The following is a 15157-nucleotide window of genomic DNA, read 5'->3' on the forward strand; positions in this document are numbered from 1 at the left end:
CTCACAAAAGGAAGCCGAGCGCGCTCAGGCTATCGGTGGAGTTGATCAGGCGCACGACCTTGCGTTCCAGTTTCGCCACACCATCGAGAAAACGAATGCGGTGGTTCAGGTCGGCCACGAACGGCGTGTGCACGCCGCGCTTGTAGGCATACAGCAGCTGCGCCGAGTTGACCTCGACGATGTCGCCGGCCGCTTCCACCAGACGAAAACGCGAGATCGTGCGAATGGTTTTCGCTGCATCCACCGCCGACGGCGAGTAGCCTGCGGTCAGGCGCTCGATACGCAGGTCACGCATGCGCGCGTCGTCATAGGCGTAGTTGAGGGTGGCCTCGAAGTCTTCGGTGTCCGGATCGATCGGTACGATGTACTTGCCGCTTTCGCTCCACAAGGTCGCCCATTCGGCGTAGTTCTTGTGATCCAGCAGTTCGGCTTCGCGCCAGATGAATTCGATGGCCTGGGCCAACGGGCCGGAAAAACCGTTCAGGGTGTCTTGATTGCTCATTGGCTCATCATCCTTTTCCACATGTCGTAGGCACCGCGCATGCCGCCTTCATCGGTGGCGTGGCTGACCTTGTCGCCGTTTTCAGCGGTGATTTCGCGGTTCAGGCCGCGGTTGACCAGGATTGGCGCATCGACGCCGGCATACGAGCCGCGCTGTACACGGTCCCAGGCTTCGGCATCGTCAGGGCTGCCGAAACCGAACGGGCCCTGGAAGTGTTCGTGGATACGCATGCGTTCGCGGTTGGCGATTTCCGGGCCGCCGTCCGTGCCGAGCGCCACGTGGCGGATCTCGGTTTCGGTGACCGATACCGGGCGCAGTACGCGCAAGAACGACATCGACATCGCCACGTTCGGGAACAGGTTCAGGTTGAAACCGGCGCCGTGCAACGAGCGCACGATGCGACGGACCTGATCGGCCGGCATGGTTTTCGACAGCTCTTCAGTGACGTGAGCGAAGCGCTCCTGCAACTGTTCGGTGCCGTCGTCGTGGTCAAGATCGACGTGCTCCGGCACCATCACCATCACGCTGTGGCCATTGCCCAGGGAGTGGGTCACGGCCTGCTCGTCGGTCATGAACGAGAGCATTTCCGAGGTTTCTTCATCTACCGACGACATGAACGACTTGTGCACGATCGGGAAGTGGTACCCGTCGGTGGTGTTTTCCAGCTGGATCTTCCAGTTGCCCTTGAAGCTGAACTTGTGTTCACCCTGGGTCTTGATCGGGTAACCGGCGCCCTGTTTCATGAACAGGTCCATCCAGTGTTTCGCGCCGCCGAGGAAGTCTTCCAGCGGTTCGATCTCGTCGTTGTAGCTGGCGAACACCATGCCAGCGTAGCTTTCCACGCGCAGGCTGGTCAGCGGCAATTCCGACTTTTCGAGGATGCCTTCGTAGCCGTCCGGGTACGGCAGCGCGCGCAGCTTGCCGTCCAGGCCATAGGACCAGCTGTGGTAAGGGCAGGTGAAACCGGTGGCATTGCCCTTGTGCTTCTCGCACACGGTGGCGCCACGGTGCCGGCAACGGTTTTCCAGTACGTTGATGTTGTTCTTCTTGTCGCGAACAACGATCACCGGACGACGGCCGATGGTGGCGGTCTTGAAATCGCCACTGTTACGCACTTCGCTTTCGTGGGCGACCCACACCCAGGTGCGGTAGAAAATCTTTTCCAGCTCGGCTTCGAACAGCGCCGGGTCGTTGTACAGCGAGACATCGACGCGGTCGTGCTGCACCAGGTCGTCGGGGCTTTTCGACGTCGCGATCAGCCGGTATTCATGAGTGCTCATGCGGTTCTCCTCATGGCTTCTTTTTATGATTTGTTTTTAGCGTCGGCGGGTATACCGCCCATGCTGTGTTGAAGTTGCGCACCAAAGGCGCAGACCAGTTCGTCCTGACCTTTGCGGCCAACGATTTGCAGGCCGACTTTCAGCCCGCCGCAATCGAGTTCCACCGGCACCGTCAACGCCGGGTGACCGCTTAAATTGAATGGCCGCACCAGCGGCGTCATGCCCGCCACGGCCTTGCTGCCGGCGCGGGCTTCGCTGAGGGTCGGCGGCAAGGTCGGCAGCGTTGGCAACAGCAACACGGCAAAGTCTTCCAGCGCCGAATCCACCTGTTGGGTGAAGCGCGTGCGAACGGCTTCGGCCTGGGCCAGTTCTTCACGGCTGGTGCGGCTGGCCGCCAACAGCCGGGTCTCGACATCGCTGCCGATCAGGCCCTTGCCGGTCAGGTGACCGAACGCTGCCCAGTTCTCAAAGTTGATCACGGTCAGGCCGGCAGCGAATGCCGCTTCGAATTCGCTCAGGTGCAGATGACTGCGGCGCCATCCGGCACGGTCGGCGGCAGCACCCAGGGTGGCTTGCAAGTGCGAATCGCAGGCCACTTCGAGAAAGCCGACTCTGGCGCCGTCGCCGGGCATACCCTGCACGGCAAAACCCGGGCAAATCACCTGCATGGCCGCGATCAAGTCGTCCATGCTCCTGGCGAACGGGCCGACGCAATCGAGGCTGGATTGAAGCGGATGGGCGCCGGCACGACTGACACGTCCGTAAGTCGGCTTCAGCCCGGCAATGCCGCAGCACGCCGCCGGCACCCGCACCGAACCACCGGTGTCGGTGCCCAGGGCGATGTCTGCAAGGCCGGCGGCAACTGCCGACGCCGAGCCGCTGGAGGAACCGCCCGGCACACGATCCGGCGCTTGCGGATTGATCGGCGTGCCGGTGAAGTCGTTGATGCCGGTCACGCCAAAGGCCAGTTCATGCAGATTGGTCTTGCCGACGATCTGCCAGCCAGCGTTGATAATCGCATCCACCACGTCGGCGTTTTTCGTCGCCGCTGGCGCATCGGCAAACGCCCGGCTGCCCGAACGGGTCGGGTGGCCGGCGATGTCGATGGAGTCCTTGATCGCCACGCGCTTGCCGTTACCACCGAGGATGAATTCGCTGATGAAGGTACTCATGCGCCCAGCTCCTTGTTGAACAAGCGTTGCGTACGGAAATGCGCGATCAGCCAGACGCCGTCGACACAGCGAAAATCGATGTTCAGTCGGGTACCGAACAACTCGTTGCGGCCATCGGCATAGGTAGAGATCTGCTGCATGATCCACTGCCCCTGCCCCGCGCTGCCGTCAACCAGGATCGACTCGCTGGTGAGGTAATGCAGGTTCAGCCGGAAGTGATCCGACGGTGGCAGGTAACCGCCGACGAATGCCGCCACAGCCTCGCGGCCATGGTGCTGGCCGAAGGTTTGCGCGGTCTGGCTGCCGATGCCTTCCCAGATCGCGTCCTCGGTGAACAGACCGGCCAGGTCACTGACGTGGGTCGGCGCCCGTGGCACATCGCACAGGTCCATGTAGCGCGCCATCAGTCGACGCACTGCGCCTTCCCCTACGAGCTTCGCCAGTTCCCCTTCGAGCGTCGCCAGACGCTGCAACAAGGCCTCGTCCATGGCTTACACCCGTGCCGCTTCAGGGATAGTCAGCGGACGACCGATGCGCGCTTCGACCTTGGCGTAGCGCCACAGGCTGTACTCGCCGACCGGGGTGGTGCGGAACAGGTTGCAGGCGTTGATCACCGACTGGTGGCAGTCGACGTCGGCCATGATGTATACGGTCCAGGGCGACGTGGTGGACGGGCCGACCATCAGGCGGTCGTCATCCATCGCGCCGAGCACGGTGATGCCAGGCATGGCGCCGAGGTCGCCCATCATCTGGCTGAAGCCTTTCCACACGCTCAGGCCTTCGCCGGTAGGCAGGTCGAAAAAGTTCTGAGTGATGCCGATGCAGAAGACGACGCGCAACGGTTCCTGGGTAGCTTGGGTCATGGGGGTGTCCTTGAATAAGTGATGAAAAAATCAGATGTAGCCCGGGAACGGCGGTACGCCGAGGAACACCGAGCCGGCGCCGTCGTACAGGCCTTCGCTGAGGAAGGCGTGCTGGGTCACCACCATCGAGTCACGCAGGTAGCGTTGCAGCGGATGGCGCAGGTAGATCGCGGTGGTCCCGGCCAGGCTGTAGGCGCTCTGCACCACGGCCGCACCGGCCTGGGATGCGTGGATCGCGGACAGGCGCAACTGGCTGGTCTGCTCCGGGGTCACCGGGTTGCCGGCCAGGATCGAGTCCCATACCTGCTCGGTGGTGTTGTAGAAGAAACCGCGGGCGGCGCTGAGCTTGGCTTCGGCCTTGGCGATCTCGATCCGCACATAGGCGCGGTCGGCCATCTTCGGCGCACCGGTGATGCCGCTGCCGCCGGCCATACGACTGATTTCGTCAAGGGCGGCACGGGCCAGGCCGAGGTTGACCACCGCCAGCACTTGCGCGGCGTAGGCAATCGACGGGTAGCGGAACAGCGGTTCATCAATGGTTGCAGCGCCACCGCGGATGAAGGTCCAGCGCTCGTCGACGCGCTTGTCGGTCACGCGCAGGTCATGGCTGCCGGTGCCTTTGAGGCCGACCACGTCCCAATTCTCGACAATTTCCACTTGCTCCGGGCGGAACACGGCAGTACGCGGCTTGCCGCCCGCCGCACCGATGCCCACGCCCAGGAGGTCGGCGCCCTTGCAGCCGCTGGCGAACTTCCAGGTGCCGTTGACCTGATAGCCGCCTTCGACGGCTTCGGCCGGTTGCAACGGAAACAGGCCGCCGGCGAACACCAGGTCGGGGCTGTCGGCATAGAGTTCAGCGAGGGTTTCGCGGGGCAAGGCGGCGAGGTAGACGCCAGCGCTGCCGAAACTGGCAACCCAGCCCGCCGAGCCGTCGGCTTCGGAGATGCGTTCGATCATCTTCAGGAAAAGCGCCGGTGCCAGGGCATCGCCGCCGAAGCATTTCGGCGTGGCGGCGCGGTAGATGCCAACCGCTTTGAAGCGTTCGATCATGTCCCGTGGCACATGGGAGACGGCGTCGAATTCTTCGCGACGCTGGCGAACTTCATCCAGTACCTGCGCAAAGGCCTGGCTGTCGACGATATTCTCGTCAGCGCCGATCAGAGCGTCTTGTTGCGCAACCGCTGAACGCAGCATGGGCTTTCTCCGTTTTGCTTATTGTTAGTGGGCTACACCGTTGCTTTTCTGTAGGAGCGAGCATGCTCCGGGCGGCGTTCCGACGAAGAACGCCGGAACAACGCGGGCATTCAGACAGGACGCGTTATCGTTGACGTCCATCGTCGGAACGCCGCCCGGAGCATGCTCGCTCCTACAAAGAGCACGGTGGGTGCCTTTGCGTTGGGACCCAGTGTAAAAACCGCACCCTGGCGCAACTATTGGTGCGTGTAGCCCCACAGCTAAAGAAAACCCCTAGGCCGACACCGGTTACCTCTGAGCGCATCCCCGAGCGCCAGCAGGTATAAAACGCCATACTTGCGACATCACCGGTCGTAACCCTCTGCCGCCAAGGGCTGTGCGATGTATTTGCCAAAACCGAATGACTTTTATGCGCTGATCGAAGCCATGCCGCTGTGCATCATCCTTCACGATGCGCACACCAAAGAGATCCTCTGGGCCAATGCCGCCGCCCTGGCGGCGCTGGGTTTTACCCTGGAGGAACTGACGCCGCTCAAGGCCCCGGACATGACCCGCAATGCACCGAAGTACCGGCGCTCGGTGGGGCTGCGCTGGCTGGAGGGCGCCGCGCGCACCGGGCAACGGGCGATCGAGTGGTGTTATCGCTCCAAGCAAGGGGTGGAGATCCTGTCCGAGGCGGTGGCGACCCTGGTGCATCTGGACGGCCGCGATGTGCTGATGGTGCAGTTCCGCGACATTTCCCGGGAAGACAAGGTCAAGCGCGACCTCAAACGTTTCGAGAGCCGGCTCAAGGCCTTCATGCAGGATCTGGCCGAGGGCGTGGCGGTGCTTGGCCCCGAGGGTGATATCCGTTTTATCAGCGACTCCGCCGCGCACCTGCTCAACAGCGAAGTGCAGGACTTGATGGGCAAGAATTTCCTCGACAGCTGCGACGACACTTCGCGCCAGCACCTGCTGCAGCTGTTCGCCCAGGAAACACCGGAGCACGCGCCCTTCAGCGTGCACTACGAGGTGCAGCGCGCTGACGGCGAATGGCGCTGGCACGACGCGACCTGTCGCTACATCGAGATCGAGGACGACCTGGTGGGCCACCTGCTGCTGTTCCGCGACGTCACCGAGCAGGTGGCCGCCGAAGAAGCACGGCGGGTCAGCGAGCAGAAAATCGGATACCTGGCACGCTACAACGCCATGGGTGAAATGGCCGTGGCCATCGCCCACGAATTGAGCCAGCCCCTGGCGGCAACACGCAACTTCATCGAAGGCGCGGTGATCCGCCTGGGCAACATTGCCGATGCCGACCCCGGCGTCACCTGGGGCCTGCAGAGCGCGGTGCGGCAGATCGAGCACGCTTCGGTGATCATCAAGAGCGTGCGCGACTACGTGGTCAAGCTGGAGAAAAGCGAGGAACTGGTCGACCTCAATGAGCTGCTGCGCGAAACCCGCTACTTCATCAGCCTGCGCGCCGACCCGAGTCTGGTGCGCGTGGAGGTCGTCACCTCGCCCGGGCCGCTGCGGGTGAGTTGCGAGAAAGTACTGATCGGGCAGGTGATCCTCAACCTGGCCTTCAACGCGATCGAAGAAATGGCCGACCTGCCTGCAGAACGACGTTTGTTGCGCATTCATGCCAGCCGCGACGGCGAGGCGGCGCTGGTGCGTATCGAAGACAGCGGACGCGGGATTCAGGCCCAGGCGCAAGAAAAGCTGTTCGACGGCTTCTTCTCGTCCAAGGTCAGCGGCAACGGCATTGGCCTTGCCCTGTGCAAAAACATCATCGGCCGCCATCGCGGCGATATATGGGCGCAAAACCTGGATCCGTGTGGGGCGGTGTTTACCTTCTCCCTGCCCCTGGCCTGAGCTACACAAATGCTGTGGTGAGGGGCTTGCGAGGGGGCTTGTCGGACCGCCGCACCGCCCCGTTGGGTCGCGAAGCGGCCCCCGACGATTCTTCCGACAGACCGAGGTGCCTGAATCTGCGACGGCTTCGCCGTCGAACGGGGCGGTGCGGCGGTCCGACAAGCCCCCTCGCCACAGGCAAGCCCCCTCGCCACAGAAAGTCCCTTCCCCACAAGCCCCTAAGGCAAACCCCCTCGCCACAGCTTTCACTTTCGTACCTTCTCTGCACGAACGCCCGCCCCCGCCCTATCAGGCTGACCAGCCAGTTTCATGACACTGGCACAGACACACAAACAGTTGGCAGCCACAGCAATTCTCCCGATTGCCGGGCGAGGCAGAATTCAATGGCAAGAATCTGCCAAAGCACCCGCGATCCGCGTTACCAACAATTCAGGAAGTTCCCCTTATGCGAACAAACAGGATCTCCGTACAGTCAGCGCTTGGCCTGAGCCTGCTTGTACTCGGTTTGAACAGTGCCCACGCGGATCTGCCCGCCGGTACGATCGGCCAGACTGTTCTGGCGTTCCCTCCAGAAGCTCACCGCGCGTTCGTCATCGACGTCGAGTTCGACAGCTTCGTGGCCGGCCGTGTCACCGTGGTCGACCCGGACCAGAAGCGCATCCTCGGCATGGTGCCAACCGGATTCGCTGCGCCGTCGACCCTCAGCCATGACAAAAAGACGCTCTACAGTGCGGACATCTGGTACTCCCGTGGTACCCGTGGCACCCGCACCGACGTACTGACCGCCTGGGACAGTTCGACCCTGTCGCCAGCCTGGGAAGTGCTGATCCCGAACAAGCGCGCCGAATCGCTGACCCAGCGTTACTCGCTCAAGCCAAGCGGCGACGACAAATTCGTCTACGTCTACAACTTCACCCCGTCGACCTCGGTGACGGTGGTCGACACCCAGGCCAAGGCCGTCGCCACGGAAATCGCCATTCCCGGTTGCGTGCTTATCTACCCGATCGGCAACCGCCGCTTCGCCTCGCTGTGTGGCGACGGCAGCCTGCAAGTACTGACCCTCAACGACCAGGGCCAGGAAACCGCGCGCAGCCGCACGCCGTTCTTTGACCCGAACGCGGAAAAGCTGGTGGAGCGCGCAGTCAACGTCGGCGACACCTACTACTTCACCACCACCACGGGCACCGTGCGTGGGGTGGACTTCTCCGGCGACGCGCCGAAGATCCTGCCGGCCTGGTCGCTGACCACCGACGAAGAAAAGAAAGCCGGATGGGCACCGGGTGGCTGGCAGCTGATGGCTGTGGCGCCGAAGCTGGATCGCTTGTACGTGCTGATGCACGACGCCCATGAAGCAATGAAGTGGGAAGACCCGAGCCCGTTGATCTGGGCGTTCGACCTCAAGACTCACAAGAAGATAGCCACACTCGAAGCCCCGGCTCCGGTGTGGAGCATGCAGGCCACCGGCGATGACAAACCGTTGTTGCTGGGCACCGACGTGGAAGGTGGTTTGCAGATCTTCGACCTCAAGACCAACAAGCTCGCCGGCAGCATGCCTAAAGTCGCAAAAACCGCGACTCAGGTCCTGAGCTACTAAGAGGTTCGGCCATGCACACAGATCCGATCTTCATCATTGCCAGTGCGCTCGCCATAGCGGCGTTGCTGGCCAGTGCCGCGACCCACAAGTTGCGCGCACCGGCCCGTTTCGCCCGGCAGCTGGCGGACTACCAACTGCTGCCACAGGCGCTGGTGCGTCCGGGCGCGCGCCTGGTTCCGTTGGTGGAACTGGTTGTCGCGTTCGCCCTGCTGGTTCCGGCCACCCGTGGCTGGGCCGCAGTGGCCGCCGCCAGCCTGTTGGCCCTGTACGCCGCCGCCATCGGCATCAACCTATGGCGCGGTCGCGCGGACATCGACTGCGGTTGCGCCGGTCCCGATCAGGCTCAACCCCTGCGCCCGGTCCTGCTGCTGCGCAACAGTGCGCTGGTGGCACTGGCCCTGCTGGCCAGCGTGGCACCGGTGGCCCGCGACCTCAACCTGTTCGATGGCTTCGTGACCCTGGCCGCCGCCGCGGTCGCGCTGCTCATCTACGCCGCCGCCGATGGCTTGCTGGCGAACTCCCCTCTTCTGCTCAAATTGATTGGTAGGTAATCGAAATGGAAGGCTTGATTGTTTCCAACGTTCTGCTCTGGGTGCTGCTGGTGGCCGTGGCGTTTGTCGTCATGGGCCTGGTGCGCCAGATTGGTGTATTGCACGGGCGCCTGGCGCCAGCCGGCGCGCTGATGGTCGACAAAGGCGTGGCGGTCAACGAAGCCGCGCCACAGATCACCGCTTCGGACCGTCACGGCCGCCCGGTGAACTTCGGCTATGCCGGTGAAAAATCGCAACTGCTGTTCTTCCTCTCGCCGACCTGCCCGATCTGCAAGTCGCTGCTGCCGGCGATCAAGTCCATCGCCAAGGAACAAGCGGGCAGCCTCGACGTGGTGTTCGTCAGCGACGGCGACATGGACGCCCAGCAAGCGCTGATCCGCGAGCACAAACTGGAAGATGCGACCTACGTGGTCGGGCCGCAAGTGGGCATGACCTACCAGATCGGCAAGCTGCCGTACGCCGCGCTGATCGACAAGTCCGGCACCCTGCGCGCCAAAGGCCTGGTCAACTCCCGCGAGCACCTGGACAGCCTGTTCGAGGTCGAGCATCTCAAGCACGCCACGCTGCAGCAGTACCTCAATGCCCAACCGCACACCCACGACCACGGCCATAGCCACTGATTAAGGCAGGGAGACCTTTATGAAACTGCTGGATCTGTTGTTTGAGCGTTCGACTCGCCGTGTGGCCGACACCACTTCGCGCCGTAAACTGCTGGCGCGCATGGGCTCGCTGATGGTGGCCGGCGCCGCCCTGCCCCTGCTGCTGCCGCTGGATCGCACCAGCAAGGCCTTGGCCGCCGAACCTGCGCAAGCCGGTGACCCGGGTGATCCGAACAGCTGCGACTACTGGCGCTACTGCTCCATCGACGGCTTTCTGTGCAGCTGCTGCGGCGGCTCCGTGACCTCCTGCCCGCCGGGCACCGAGGCCTCGCAAGTGACCTGGATCGGCACTTGCCGCAACCCGGCCGACGGCAAGGACTACATCATTTCGTACAACGACTGCTGCGGCAAACAAAGCTGCGCCCAGTGCGCCTGCACCCGTAACGACAGTGAAGAGCCGGCCTACCGCCCGTTCAACAACAACGATGTGAACTGGTGCCTGGCCGCCAAGTCGCACATCTACCACTGCACCGTTTCGGTCATTCGTGGCGTCGCCGTTTAACGCGCACTTTGCGCCGGTTGCTCACGCAACCGGCGTTTTTTTTCTGACTGCTTTTCTTTTTTCTGCTCACTGCACCTGCAGGAGCGAGCATGCTCCGGGCGGCGTTCCGACGATGGTCGTTAACGATAACGCGTGTTTACTGGCTAAACGCGGTGTTCTCAAGTCCATCGTCGGGACGCCGCCCGGAGCATGCGCGCTTCCACAGAGATCCAGGGCAAAACCGGTCATCAGCGGAGTTGGATGCATGCGTACTTTGATATTGCTCGGTCTCGTCTGCGCCCTGAGCGCCCCGCTTGCCTATGCCCGTGCCATTCCCGACCCGACGCAGCGTCACGCACCGGGTAACGAACAAGCGCAAAAAGAAATTGCCCGGGCCGGCTACAGCGTTGGCGTGAACTACCAGTTGCAATGCGCCGGTTGCCACTTGGGTGACGGTACGGGCTCCGCCGCCAACGACACGCCAAGGATGAAAGGCTTTGTCGGCAATTTCCTGAAAGTCCCGGGGGGCCGTGAATTTCTCGTGCGCGTGCCCGGCATGTCGCAATCGGCATTGAACAATGCGCAACTCGCCGACCTGCTCAACTGGCTGATGCGCAAAGACGGGATGGCGGGTCAAAGCGTACCGGCCGATTACCAGCCCTATACCGCTGAAGAAATCGCCGCATTGCGCGCCAGTACCATGCTCAACCTGCCCGGCACCCGTGGCGAACTGATCAAGGCGATGCGTGCGAAAGGCATCGCGATTGATGACGGGATGAATTACTGAAGACCTCGGTATCTTATTTGAGCTGGCTTGCCAGCGATGACGGCCTCGAATAAGGCGTCGTCCATTACAACGCCATCGCCAGCAAGCCGGCGCCTACAGATTTGTGCAGTGCCAACCAATCAGCATGCACCTGCGATCCTGGTGGAGCAGGCTTGCCTGCGAACTGTGGCGTGTGCGAAAGCCGAGCGTCGATGGCATCATCACCCGCTACGAAGGTTTCGATGCTGCGGGCGAACGGGTCATCCAGTTGTTCGGCGTGCGCAAGCCGGACATTGCCGAGCGTGACGACTGGCGTGCCCTGGCAGAAACTGCCACCACTGTGATCGCCTAAGGAATAGTCCCGATGCGTATGAAAACACTGCTTGTCTGTGCCGGCGTGCTCGTCAGCCAGATGGCCGTCGCCGACGCCCTGCCCCAGCGCTGGGTCAGCGCCGGTGGCGCATTCAGCGAATGGGTGGTCGCCCTCGGTGGCGAAGGCCGACTGGTGGGTGTCGACAGCACCAGTCAGCACCCGCAGACATTGCGCAGCCTGCCAAGCGTCGGCTACCAACGCGCACTGGCCGCCGAAGGCATTCTGGCCCTGAAGCCGGACATTCTGGTGGGCAGCACTGAAATGGGGCCGCCACCGGTGCTGGAGCAGCTCAAGGCCGCCGGCGTGCGCATTGAAATGCTCTCGGCCAAGGCTGACGTAGCGGCCCTGCAACACAACCTGACTGAGCTCGGCCAATTGCTGGGCAAGCAAACCGAGGCGCAAGCCCAGACGGCCGGTTACCTCAAGCGCCTGCAAGCCCAGGCTGACTGGGTCAAGCAAGCACAACAGCAACACCCGGCACCGCGGGTGTTGATGCTGCTCAGCCACTCCGGTGGCAATCTGCAGGTCGCGGGCAAAGACACCCTGGCGGCCTGGATGATCGAGCAGGCCGGTGGCACAAGCCTGGGCGAGCACAACGGCTATAAACCGGTCTCCAACGAAGCCATGCTGGCCCTGGACCCGCAGGTGATCATCTTCGCCGGTGGTCGCCTGGAGGGTGACGCGGCACGTGCGGCGCTGCTGCAGCAGAACCCGATCCTGGCGCAAACCCGCGCCGGGCGTGATGGCCGGGTGCTGGTGATCGATCCGACGCTGCTGGTCGGCGGTCTTGGCCCGCGCGTACCGGATGCCCTGAGCCGTCTCTGCGCAGCGTTCTACCCGGACGTAAAAACCGCTGGGATCAGCCAATGACGGCCATTTTCCGGCCGCGTCCGACACTGATTTTCCTGGGGTTGTTGCTGATCCTGGTGTTCTGGCTGTCCCTTGCCCTGGGACCGGTCAGTCTGCCCCTAAGTGATACCTTGCTGGCCGGGCTGCGCTTGCTCGGCTTACCGCTCGACGTTGGCGACACCCAACAAGCGGAACTGATCCTGGGGCAGATTCGTTTGCCGCGCAGCCTGCTGGGGATTTCTGTCGGCTCGGTACTGGCGTTGTCCGGCGTGGCGATGCAGGGGTTGTTCCGCAACCCCCTGGCGGACCCGGGCCTGGTCGGTGTCTCTGGCGGTGCGGCACTCGGTGCGGCCATCGCCATTGTCGGTGGCAGCCTGCTTGGCGGCTTGCCACCCGCTGTCGAACCCTACCTGCTGTCAGTCTGCGCCTTCGCTGGCGGCCTGATCGTCACGGCGGTGGTGTATCGCTTTGGCCGCAAGAACGGGCAGACCGATGTCGCCACCATGCTGTTGGCAGGCGTGGCGATGACGGCCATGGCCGGTGCCGGGGTCGGGCTGTTTACTTACCTGGCCGATGACGCGACCTTACGCACCCTGACCTTCTGGAACCTGGGCAGCCTCAACGGCGCAAGCTACCCGCGTTTGTGGCCGTTGCTGATCGTGGCCGTCGGCGTGGCGCTGTGGTTGCCACGCCGGGCGGCGGCGCTCAATGCGATGCTGCTGGGCGAATCCGAGGCCCGCCACCTGGGCTTTAATATCGAGCGGATCAAGCTGGAACTGGTTTTTTGCACTGCGTTGGGTGTAGGCGCCGCTGTTGCCGCAGCCGGCCTGATCGGATTCATCGGTCTGGTGGTGCCGCATCTGATGCGCCTGCTGGTCGGTCCAGATCACCGGGTGTTGCTGCCCGCCTCGTTGCTGGCCGGTGCCAGCCTGTTGCTGCTGGCCGATCTGGCCGCGCGCCTGCTGCTGGCGCCGGCCGAGTTGCCGATCGGCATCGTCACAGCGCTGATTGGTGCTCCCTTCTTTCTCTATCTGCTGGTACGAGGGCGCTCCTGATGCTGCGGGCAAACAATTTGCTGGTACGCCGTGGCCAACGCACGGTACTGGCGAACATCGATATCGCCTTGCGCCCCGGTGAAGTGCTTGGCGTGCTCGGGCCGAACGGCGCGGGCAAAAGCACCCTGCTCGCCGCCTTGTGCGGTGAATTGCCGGCCAATGAAGGCACAGTCAGCCTCGACGAGCGCAAGCTTGCCGACTGGCCGGGTCAGGAGCGGGCGAGACGCCTGGCCGTGTTGCCGCAGAGTTCGAGCCTGAACTTTGCTTTCTCGGTCAATGAGGTCGTGGGCATGGGTCGCCTGCCTCACGCCAGTGGCCGCGTGCGCGACGCGGAAATTGTCGCCGAGGCGCTGCGGGCAGCCGATGCCCTGCACCTGGCCGGGCGCAGCTATCTGGCCCTGTCCGGGGGTGAACGCCAGCGCGTACATCTGGCGCGGGTACTCGCCCAGTTGTGGCCGGGCGCCGAAGGCCAGACCCTGCTGCTCGATGAGCCAACCTCGATGCTCGACCCGTTGCACCAGCACACCATTCTGCAAGCGGTGCGCGACTTCGCCGGGCGCGGTGCGGCGGTGCTGGTGATCCTTCACGACCTCAACCTGGCCGCGCGTTATTGCGATCATCTGCTGTTGCTGCAGGACGGCCTGCCCCATGCCTACGGAACACCGGCAAACGTACTGACCGCCGATGCGCTGGCGGCGGTGTATGGGTTGCAGGTGTTGATCCAGCAACATCCGGAACGTGGTCACCCGCTGATCATCGCGCGCTGAACCGCCACCTACTCTGGTGGAGGGGCCTTTGCCAATACAAGGAAATCCGATGCGCTTTCTGTTGCTCTGTGCATTCAGCCTGCTGGCTGCCTGCCAAACCCATCACGTCACGCCGCCTCCGGCACCGATTGCTCCCGAGGGGCGAGATCACACTGACCTGGGCGTTATCCGCGAACTGGCCACGGGCCGTACGCTGACACCCCAGGAGCTGGTCCAGCGCCTGGCCGTTACGCCCCGCGTGCTGGTCGGCGAACAGCACGACAACCCGGATCACCACGCCCTGCAACTGTGGCTGCAGCGCGAACTGGCGGCGCAACGGGCACAAGGCAGCCTGCTGATGGAAATGCTCAATCCCGACCAGCAGGCCAGGGTCGATGCCGCCCAGGCGGCCATTCGTGCCGGTGAGCCTGTGGCCGACCCGTTCAAGGCGCTGGCCTGGCAGGCCAACTGGGACTGGAGCGTTTATGGCGCCCTGGTGACCTACGCCTTGCGCCAGCCGTATCCGCTGCTGTCGGCCAACCTCGACCGTGCGCAGATCATGCAGATCTACAAACAGCGCCCGGTGCTTGAAGGCAGCGCCTCGACCACGAAACAGGTGCAGGCGACCCTGCTGGAAGACATCCGCCAATCCCATTGCGGCCTGCTGCCCGAAGCGCAGATGCCGGCGATGCTTGCCGTGCAACAGCAGCGTGACCGACGCATGGCCGAACGCCTGATTACCGCACCGACCCCTGCGCTGTTGCTGGCTGGCGCCTTCCATGTGCGCAAGGACCTGGGTGTGCCGCTGCACCTCAAGGACCTGGGTGCAGGTGAAGTTAATGCGGTGTTGATTCTGGCCGAGGTGGGCAAGACGGTAACGGCCGACAATGCGGATTACGTGTGGTACACGGCGGCTCAGCCGGAACAGGATCATTGCGCGGAACTGCGTCGTTAAACCCGACGGCACGCAATACCCGAAACACAGGGGTAAGGAGGCTTGCCGTTGTAAGGGGGATTGGCTGTGGCAAGCCCCCTCGCCACAGGCCTGGTTTTTTCCCAAAGACCCTCACTGAAATTGTATTCACCCTCAATCTCCAGCGCGACACTATGTCACGCCTTGGCATCGGTCCAATGGTCGAATCCGCCCGTCCCGCACCAGCACAGTTTGGTACCATCCCCGGGTTTTTCACGACTGATCCGTCAACCTGCCGATAATCC

At 63.2% G+C, this 15157-nt stretch carries 17 protein-coding genes; 11 read left to right on the forward strand and 6 right to left on the reverse strand.

The annotated features are described in order from the left end of the window. Position 1: 1 nt before the first annotated feature. The 6 genes from KW839_RS02230 to KW839_RS02255 are packed head-to-tail and all read right to left on the reverse strand — an operon-like array spanning position 2 to position 5011. Entirely contained in the window at positions 2-502 is a 501-nt protein-coding gene (locus tag KW839_RS02230) for an aromatic-ring-hydroxylating dioxygenase subunit beta (RefSeq protein ID WP_218423258.1), read from the reverse strand. Then, entirely contained in the window at positions 499-1782 is a 1284-nt protein-coding gene (locus tag KW839_RS02235) for an aromatic ring-hydroxylating dioxygenase subunit alpha (protein WP_218423259.1), read from the reverse strand. The genes KW839_RS02230 and KW839_RS02235 overlap by 4 nt, the downstream gene beginning before the upstream one ends. 23 nt (positions 1783-1805) lie before the next feature. Continuing rightward, the gene (locus KW839_RS02240) at positions 1806-2954 is read right to left on the reverse strand and encodes an amidase (protein ID WP_060543625.1); all 1149 of its coding nucleotides are present in this window, start codon (positions 2952-2954) and stop codon (positions 1806-1808) included. After that, a complete protein-coding gene (locus tag KW839_RS02245; RefSeq protein WP_060543626.1) occupies positions 2951-3442 on the reverse strand; it encodes a nuclear transport factor 2 family protein in 492 nt (163 codons plus the stop codon). The genes KW839_RS02240 and KW839_RS02245 overlap by 4 nt, the downstream gene beginning before the upstream one ends. A 3-nt stretch (positions 3443-3445) precedes the next feature. Beyond that, a complete protein-coding gene (locus tag KW839_RS02250) occupies positions 3446-3817 on the reverse strand; it encodes a hypothetical protein (protein WP_060543627.1) in 372 nt (123 codons plus the stop codon). A 30-nt stretch (positions 3818-3847) separates the two neighbouring features. Then, entirely contained in the window at positions 3848-5011 is a 1164-nt protein-coding gene (locus KW839_RS02255) for an acyl-CoA dehydrogenase family protein (protein WP_060543628.1), read from the reverse strand. Between the two features lie 381 nt (positions 5012-5392). Here KW839_RS02255 and KW839_RS02260 point away from each other — a divergent pair, with 381 nt between their 5' ends. From KW839_RS02260 to KW839_RS02310, 11 genes are all read left to right on the forward strand, one after another. After that, positions 5393-6865 carry an ATP-binding protein gene (locus tag KW839_RS02260; RefSeq protein ID WP_218423260.1) on the forward strand — a complete coding sequence of 491 codons (1473 nt, stop codon included), beginning with the start codon at positions 5393-5395 and terminating at the stop codon, positions 6863-6865. Between the two features lie 445 nt (positions 6866-7310). Beyond that, on the forward strand, positions 7311-8459 hold the full coding sequence (locus KW839_RS02265; RefSeq protein ID WP_060543630.1) for an amine dehydrogenase large subunit: 1149 nt from the start codon (positions 7311-7313) through the stop codon (positions 8457-8459). An 11-nt stretch (positions 8460-8470) separates the two neighbouring features. Then, positions 8471-9010, forward strand: a complete 540-nt coding sequence (locus tag KW839_RS02270; RefSeq protein ID WP_218423261.1) for a MauE/DoxX family redox-associated membrane protein — start codon at positions 8471-8473, stop codon at positions 9008-9010. A gap of 5 nt (positions 9011-9015) precedes the next feature. Then, a complete protein-coding gene (gene mauD, locus KW839_RS02275) occupies positions 9016-9630 on the forward strand; it encodes a methylamine dehydrogenase accessory protein MauD (RefSeq protein ID WP_218423262.1) in 615 nt (204 codons plus the stop codon). 19 nt (positions 9631-9649) lie between these two features. Then, positions 9650-10171, forward strand: a complete 522-nt coding sequence (locus KW839_RS02280; RefSeq protein ID WP_060543633.1) for a methylamine dehydrogenase light chain — start codon at positions 9650-9652, stop codon at positions 10169-10171. A 244-nt stretch (positions 10172-10415) separates the two neighbouring features. Further along, positions 10416-10937, forward strand: coding sequence for a hypothetical protein (locus KW839_RS02285; RefSeq protein WP_060543634.1), 522 nt, complete (start codon positions 10416-10418; stop codon positions 10935-10937). Between the two features lie 103 nt (positions 10938-11040). Further along, entirely contained in the window at positions 11041-11268 is a 228-nt protein-coding gene (locus KW839_RS02290) for a hypothetical protein (RefSeq protein WP_371318033.1), read from the forward strand. Between the two features lie 12 nt (positions 11269-11280). Further along, positions 11281-12159, forward strand: a complete 879-nt coding sequence (locus KW839_RS02295) for a hemin ABC transporter substrate-binding protein (protein WP_218423263.1) — start codon at positions 11281-11283, stop codon at positions 12157-12159. 50 nt (positions 12160-12209) lie between these two features. Next, complete coding sequence (locus tag KW839_RS02300) at positions 12210-13193, forward strand: iron ABC transporter permease (RefSeq protein ID WP_218423404.1); 984 nt, start codon at positions 12210-12212, stop codon at positions 13191-13193. Beyond that, a complete protein-coding gene (locus KW839_RS02305; protein ID WP_218423264.1) occupies positions 13193-13960 on the forward strand; it encodes a heme ABC transporter ATP-binding protein in 768 nt (255 codons plus the stop codon). The genes KW839_RS02300 and KW839_RS02305 overlap by 1 nt, the downstream gene beginning before the upstream one ends. Positions 13961-14009: 49 nt before the next feature. Continuing rightward, positions 14010-14894, forward strand: coding sequence for a ChaN family lipoprotein (locus tag KW839_RS02310; protein WP_218423265.1), 885 nt, complete (start codon positions 14010-14012; stop codon positions 14892-14894). Positions 14895-15157 lie beyond the last annotated feature (263 nt).

Origin of the sequence: Pseudomonas sp. PDM31, from assembly GCF_019218965.1 — a bacterium.
GTDB lineage: Bacteria > Pseudomonadota > Gammaproteobacteria > Pseudomonadales > Pseudomonadaceae > Aquipseudomonas.